General features: G+C 66.3%; 7 protein-coding genes. 2 read left to right on the top strand and 5 right to left on the bottom strand.

The genetic code is table 11. The features are described from left to right. Positions 1-694 (bottom strand): protocatechuate 3,4-dioxygenase subunit beta (gene pcaH, locus Q4G50_RS14195; protein WP_303378305.1); only part of this gene is annotated, 694 nt, incomplete at its 3' end. 237 nt (positions 695-931) lie between these two features. Here pcaH and Q4G50_RS14190 point away from each other — a divergent pair. After that, positions 932-2,245 carry an MFS transporter gene (locus tag Q4G50_RS14190; protein ID WP_303378304.1) on the top strand — a complete coding sequence of 438 codons (1,314 nt, stop codon included), beginning with the start codon at positions 932-934 and terminating at the stop codon, positions 2,243-2,245. Here Q4G50_RS14190 and Q4G50_RS14185 read toward each other — a convergent pair. The 4 genes from Q4G50_RS14185 to catA form a co-directional block, all read right to left on the bottom strand. Next, entirely contained in the window at positions 2,242-3,150 is a 909-nt protein-coding gene (locus Q4G50_RS14185; RefSeq protein ID WP_303378303.1) for a hypothetical protein, read from the bottom strand. The genes Q4G50_RS14190 and Q4G50_RS14185 overlap by 4 nt on opposite strands. Before the next feature lie 339 nt (positions 3,151-3,489). Beyond that, complete coding sequence (locus Q4G50_RS14180) at positions 3,490-3,729, bottom strand: muconolactone Delta-isomerase family protein (RefSeq protein ID WP_303378302.1); 240 nt, start codon at positions 3,727-3,729, stop codon at positions 3,490-3,492. Continuing rightward, complete coding sequence (locus Q4G50_RS14175) at positions 3,730-4,851, bottom strand: muconate/chloromuconate family cycloisomerase (RefSeq protein WP_303378301.1); 1,122 nt, start codon at positions 4,849-4,851, stop codon at positions 3,730-3,732. It lies immediately after the preceding gene. A gap of 70 nt (positions 4,852-4,921) precedes the next feature. Beyond that, positions 4,922-5,791, bottom strand: coding sequence for a catechol 1,2-dioxygenase (catA, locus tag Q4G50_RS14170; RefSeq protein ID WP_303378300.1), 870 nt, complete (start codon positions 5,789-5,791; stop codon positions 4,922-4,924). 620 nt (positions 5,792-6,411) lie between these two features. Here catA and Q4G50_RS14165 point away from each other — a divergent pair. After that, a partial coding sequence (locus tag Q4G50_RS14165; protein ID WP_303378299.1) for an aromatic ring-hydroxylating dioxygenase subunit alpha occupies positions 6,412-6,689 on the top strand: 278 nt, incomplete at its 3' end.

The following is a 6,689-nucleotide window of genomic DNA, read 5'->3' as shown; positions in this document are numbered from 1 at the left end:
AGTTCTCGAAGGGGGTGGCGTTGCTGCCGCGCAGCACGATGTCGAACTTGTAGCCGAGGGCGTAGTTCGGGCGGGTCTCGTCGTAGTCGAAGACTGCGATCATGCGCTCGCGAGCGCCGGCCGGGACGGAGTTGTAGATCGGGTCCTGGAAGAACATCGGGTCGCCCGGGAAGTACATCTGGGTGACGAGTCGCTCAGTGAACTGGCGTCCGTAGAGCGAGAAGTGGATGTGGGCGGGGCGCCACGCGTTGTGGTGGTTGCCCCACGGGTACATGCCGGGCATGACGGTGAGGAAGTTGTAGTGGCCGTTCTCGTCGGTCATGGTGCGGGCGACTCCGTTGAAGTGCGGGTCGAGCGGCGCGGGCCAGGAGTCGTTCTTGTGGCGGTAGCGGCCGGCGGCGTTGGCCTGCCAGGCCTCGACGAGGGTGTGCGGGACCGGCTTGCCGTCCCAGCCGAGGACGCGGCCGTGGACGAAGATGCGCTGGCCGATGGCTTCGCCGCCGTTGGCCATGGTCATGTCGTTGTCGATGCCGCCGAGGTCGCGGGCGCCGAGGACGGGTCCGGAGAGCTCGCCGAGACGCTCGGGGACCATGATGAGGTCGTTGCTCGGGTTGCGCTTGATGGTGGTGCGGTACTCGGGGAAATGCAGCGGTGCAATGAAGCCGTCGGTCGCGGCGTTGAGCGCACTGGTCATGGTGAGGACCTCCTGTTGATCCATGCTGAGGTGATGCCCATCACGGTAGAGACCTGGTTCACACTGAAGCAAGGCGTTCGCCTGCCGAACACTCCGGGGCGGAGTGAAACCCACTGGCCAGCCGCTTTACGACGCCCCGCCCACCCAGGGGTTAGTTAGGGGTGGGCGCCAGGGGTTCCGCCGTGGGGGTGAATAAAACTCAGGGGAATTGGTACACCTCACGTAATCTCAGCCGCCGTGGACATCAGACACCTCATCGACACCACCCGAATGAGCACCTACCAGTGGTTCATCATCGGGCTCGCCGCCTTCCTCAACGCCCTCGACGGCTACGACCTCGTCGCCATGGCGTTCACCTCCTCCGCCGTGTCGACGGAGTTCGAGCTCACCGGCGCCCCGCTCGGCTGGCTCCTGTCCGCCGCCCTCATCGGCATCGGTCTCGGCTCGCTGTTCCTCGCGCCGCTGGCCGACCGCTACGGCCGCCGCACCATCATCCTCGCCGCCCTGGCCATCGACCTGCTCGGCCTGACGATGTCCGCCCTCGCGGACTCCTTCACCGAGCTGCTGCTGTGGCGCGTGGTCACCGGCATCGGCGTCGGCGGCATCCTCGCGTGCGTGACCGTCGTTGTGTCCGAGTTCTCCAACCTGCGCTTCCGCGGCCTGGCGATCTCCATCTACTCCGCCGGCTACGGCCTCGGCGCGTCGCTGTGCGGCGTCCTGGCCGCCCGGTTCATCCCCGAGTACGGCTGGCGCTCCATCTTCGCCATCGGCGCCGCACTCACCGCCGCCTCCCTCGTGATCACCGTGTTCGCCCTCCCGGAATCCGTCGACTACCTGCGCAACCAGGGCCGCGAGGACAAGGTCCGCAAGGTCGCCGCACGCATCGGCGTGACGTCGGACTTTGAGGTCCGGGAGGCGGGCGTCGAGAAGCAGTCCGCCGGACTGCGGGACCTGTTCCGCGGACCCTTCCGCGCGACGACGATCCGCCTGTGGATCGCGTTCTCGCTCATCACCGCCGGTTTCCAGTTCGCCAACCAGTGGACCCCGAAGCTGCTCACCGAATACGGCCTGTCCGCGCAGCAGGGCATCATCGGCGGCATCATGCTCTCCTTCGGCGGCACCCTCGGATCGCTGCTCTACGGCGCGCTGACCACGCGTATCGACGCCCGCCGTCTCCTCACCGCCTTCTCCCTCATCTCCGCGGTCGTTCTCATCGGATTCATCTCCGCCGCGCAGTGGCCGGCGCTCATGTTCGCGCTCGGCGTCGGCGTCGGCATGCTGCTCAACGGCTGCGTCACCGGCATGTACACCGTCACCCCGCAGGCCTACCCGGCGCTGCTGCGCACCACCGGCGTCGGCTCCGCCATCGGCATCGCGCGCGTCGGCGCCGTGCTCGCGCCGATCATCGTCGGCTACCTTCTCGACGCCGGCTGGTCCCCCACCGCCCTCTACCTCGGCGCCGGAGCACTCGTCGCCCTGACCGCCGTCGCGCTCTTCGGCGTTCGCGAGCACACCGCGCCCGCGGTCGTTCGCGAGGGCGTGCGGGTCTAGGCGGCCCTCGTCAGCGCCGCGCGCACCAGGGAGACTGCTTCCGCAGGATCATCGGTGCGGCGCATGACCTTGCCCGTGTTCTGGATCGCCTTCTCCCGCTGCCGCTCCGCGCGGATCGTCGCATCCGTCCTGCCGTAAGTGACACCGTCGTACTTCACATCGCCGTCGATCTCGAGCACCAGCCAGCCGTTGATGAGGAAGTCCACGTAGTAGGTCTCACCCGTCTCCGGGTCGATGATCTCCGCCTGAAGTTCCAGCGACTCCAGCACAATGTCTGAGGTGAGGAGCAGGTAGCGGGCGTGCGACTCCTTCGGGCTGCCCGAATTGGTGACGGAGAGCTCCAGCGCATTCTGCACATCAGCTTTCCCCTTGTAGCGCGGGCCGTCGATCATCCCCTCCCACAGCATCCCCTTCGTCAGCTCGGGCCACTTCTTCCGGGCCGCATCCATCGCGACAACCCCCTCCAGCACGCCGTACCAGCAGGTGATGTCTCGCAGGGTGCGCGTGACGTTGGTGACCCGCAGCCCGTGGACGCGGTAGATCTGGGTGAGGGGGAGATAGTGCTTGCGGAACACCACGCCGGGTGGCCACAGCGACCTCGCGGGGCCGGTTTTTCCCTCAGGAAGCAGCAGGTCGACGACGGGGTCGTTCCACGCGTGCACACCGATCCCGAGCAGCCGCGCAGCCGCCCTCCCCGCGACGACGGCCTTCTTCGACGCCAGAGCCCGGGCTGCCGCTCGGGCGGTGTGCTTCTCCCAGGGCTTGAGTGCTGTCCACTTCTCCGCCGGCATGGCCACTTCACGCGTGAGGAAGTGGAACGCCGCCCTGTTGCTCCAGAATTCCGTGTCCGACGCTGCTTTGCGACGCGTAGTGACGAGTCCGAACTTCTCCTGCCAATTCTCCATGCGCACAGTGTCGGCTGTGGGTGGCGGTGTGTCATGCCGTTGGCTGCGCTGCGGGCCGGAATCTGTGGATAACCCGGGTTATCCACAGCCGTGGCGGGCGTCGGATTGTACGGGGTTGAAATCTGACTAAGGTGAGCAGGTTTCAGCGGGCGCGCTCAGGGTGAAGACAGGGAGTCGAGTCAAAGAGGTCGAGGATTGACCCTTCTTCGACCTTTAGGCAGGTCAAAGGTCGAAGATTGTTCGCGGTTCGACTTAGTGTCTTCACCCTCGGATAGTCTTCGACCTCCTGGAATCACCGAATCCCCGCGCCATCGCAGCGCGGGGGTTCAGCGCTGGCACTCAGTAGCTGACGAGCGGCTCCACGGTGACGGTCAGCCAGGGATGCAGAGGCAGAGCGGCGATGAGTTCATGCGGATCCTCGACCGAGAGAACCGCAACCACGGTCCAGCCACCGGCCACCCGCCAGACCTCTCCCGGCCACCCGGACACGAGGTCGCGGGTGCGCTGGAAGAGGTCGGCGCGGACCTCGGGGTCCATGTCGAGGGGGACGTCGGCACGCAGCCGGACCAGCCACTGCATCTAGTCGCGGGTGAAGTGGTTGATCTTGTCCCAGTCCGGGTTGAGGCCGGTGCCGGGGCCGGAGGGCACGATGACCTTGCCGTCGCGGTACTCGATGTCGTTCTCCACGTAGGTCTCCTTGAGCAGCAGCGGGCCGAAGAGCTCGGTGCCGTAGGTGATGGCCGGGGTGGAGGCCGCGAAATGCAGCGAGGCGGCGGTACCGAAGGGGCCCTCCAGCGAGGTCGCGCCGTGGCAGGCCAGGCCGGCGGCCTCGGCGATCGCGGCGACCTTCTTCGACTCGAGCAGTCCACCGATCTTGGTGGTCTTGATGGCGATGACGTCGGCGGCCTGCTTCGCCACCACGGCGAAGGCGTCGGCCGGGGAGCAGACGGACTCGTCGGCCATGACGGGCACGCCGACGCGGGTGGTGATCTCGCGGAGGGTGTCCAGGTCATCGGCCGGGGTGGGCTGCTCGAAGAGCTGGATACCGGCGTCGCGCAGCTTCGGCAGGTAAGTCAGCGCGGTGAGGCGGTCCCAACGGGCGTTGACGTCGATGCGGTACGACAGGTGATCGGCGGTATTCGCGATGAGCTCGGCGATGCGGCCGGAGTCGACGGCCGGGTCACCGGAACCCATCTTCAGCTTGAACTGGGTGGTGCCCAGCAGCTCCTGGCGCTCGTTGACCTCGGCGATGGCCTCGTCGAGGGGCAGCACACCGAGGGCCCAGACGCAGTCGAGCTCGTCGCGGAACTGGCCGCCGAGCAGGTGCGCGAGGGGGACGTTGAGGGCGCGGGCCCAGGCGTCGTACATGGCGATCTCGAGGCCGGCCTTGGCGAAGCGCATGTTGGCGACCGAACGGTTCCAGTCCTGGACGATGCCGGCCAGCTCCGTGACCTCGCGGCCGACGGTGGCCTCGGCGAGGTGGTTGTCGATGATCACCTTCATGGTCTCGGCGGACTCGCCGCCCCACCACGGGCCGCCGGGGACGACACCCTCGCCGTAGCCGGTGACGCCGCCCTCGAGGGTGACGGAGACCAGGAGAATCGGCTGTGCGGTCGCGGTGTAGGTGGCGAAACCGTGGGGGCGGAAGAGGGGGACGTCGAGAAGCCGGGTCTCCACCTTGGCGATGGTCAGGTCAGACACAGGGGGTACTCCTTCATATAAGGGGAAAGGCCCCACGCCCGAAAGGACGTGGGGCCGGTCAGTGAAGAGTCTAGTCTTCCTTGTCCAGGGCGAAGTTGTAGGTGACTTCCTTGACGCCCTCAGCGTTGGGCTGCGGGTTGAGCATGAGCTCCGGCTTGACAGCGGTCGCGACGTCGTCCTCGACCCACTCGCCACCTTCGAAGTAGAGCTGGGTGGTGATCTCGCGGTAGCCCGGGTTCTTGACCATCAGGTGCAGGTGGGCCGGGCGCCACGGGTGGCCGCCGTAGGAGTCGATGAACCAGCCGGTCGGGCCGTCGGCCGGGATCTGGTACGGAGCCGGGCACAGGGTGGTGATCTCGAACTCGCCGTTCTCGTTGGTGCGGATGGTGCCGCGCAGGTTCCACTCCGGGATGCCCGGTGCGAACTGTGCGTACAGGCCCTCCTCATCGGCGTGCCACAGCTCGACGGTGGCGCCGTTGAGGCCGTTGCCCTCGACGTCGGTGACCTGGCCCTTGAAGATGAGGGACTCGGCGGCCTTGTCCTGCTCGCGCATCGGCATCTCGGTCTTCCAGGGAAGCTCCGGGGAGTTCGGCACGTAGTACGGGCCCTCGATGGAGCCCTTGGTGCCGGTGTAGTCGTTGCGGTTGTAGTTGATCTCCTCGATCTCGTGCTCGACGAAGACGTCCAGCCACAGCGGCCACTCGCCGTACTCGCCGACCTGGATCATCCAGTTCTTCAGCACGCGGTACTCGTCGTAGGTGACCTGGTGCTTGTGGGCGACCTCACCGATGGCGGCGAGGAGATCGGTGTAGATCGCGTTCGCACGCTCCTTGGAGGTGTCGGACTTGACGGACTCGCCCTTGAACTTGTCGGTGGCGGCGTTGCCGGAGCCCTTGGCGGTGGGGTCACCGTCGTGGGTGGAGAGGTTCTCGAAGGTCATCTGCTGACTCCTAGATCGTGGTGGTTCAGAAAGAAGAGGTGGGGCCCAGCGGTGAAGTCCTCGCTGGAGTGACCCCACTGTGTCCCACCTCACCGTGCCAGCGCAAGCAGTTTCCCTCTACAGGTTTCCTGCTTCTCGACGCCCCCGTCCCCCACCCCGACAGTTTCCGCAGGTCATCGCGGCGTTTCGGGGTACCCGGACACGTCGACGAACCAACACCCCCGGTGAAAGCCTAGGCAACCCCCTAGGGAGACAGGCGACGTTCGGGGGTGGGATTCGGGGGCCGGATACCCCCGACATCTTCGATGGGGGCTGGGGTGGGCGTCGATAAGCAGGAAGTTATCGCAGGTGGCGGCGGAAAACAGCAGAAACCGACGCAAAACGATTGACCCCGGCAGCTACCCCCGGCCCCGGAAATTCCCTGGCTCGCCCCGGAGCGGCAGTGTGTCCACCATCACGGCAGGCAGTGACCACTATATGAACGATTGATTCAGTGAATGAACGGCAACCCCCTAACTTCCCCTAGGTGTTCCCCCGATGTGGCAGAGCGCACATCTGTCGCAGGATGGGCGACGTTGCACAAGGCACACGCTTCACCCCGGCAGAACGGAGACCACCTCATGACCACCGCCACCCGCGAGATCCTGTCCCGCGCACTGGAGAACCGCCCCGAAGAGGGCATCGTCCGCGTCAACCGCGAGATCTTCACCGACCAGGAGATCTTCGACCTCGAGATGAAGTACATCTTCGAGGGCAACTGGATCTTCCTCGCCCACGAGTCCCAGATCCCCAACGTCGGCGACTACTTCACCACCAACATCGGCCGCCAGCCCGTCGTCATCACCCGCGGCAAGGACGGCGAGCTCAACTGCCTCATCAACGCCTGCTCCCACCGTGG

Source organism: Corynebacterium sp. (assembly GCF_030538285.1).
Taxonomy (GTDB): Bacteria; Actinomycetota; Actinomycetes; order Mycobacteriales; family Mycobacteriaceae; genus Corynebacterium.
This window is presented reverse-complemented; position numbering and strand designations above follow the sequence as displayed.

Bases quoted from the DNA above. Each gene is read 5' to 3' on its own strand.
- Q4G50_RS14180 (WP_303378302.1), bottom strand. From the start codon at position 3,729: ATGCAGTGGCTGGTCCGGCTGCGTGCCGACGTCCCCCTCGACATGGAC.
- Q4G50_RS14185 (WP_303378303.1), bottom strand. From the start codon at position 3,150: ATGGAGAATTGGCAGGAGAAGTTCGGACTCGTCACTACGCGTCGCAAA.
- catA (WP_303378300.1), bottom strand. From the start codon at position 5,791: ATGACCTTCGAGAACCTCTCCACCCACGACGGTGACCCCACCGCCAAG.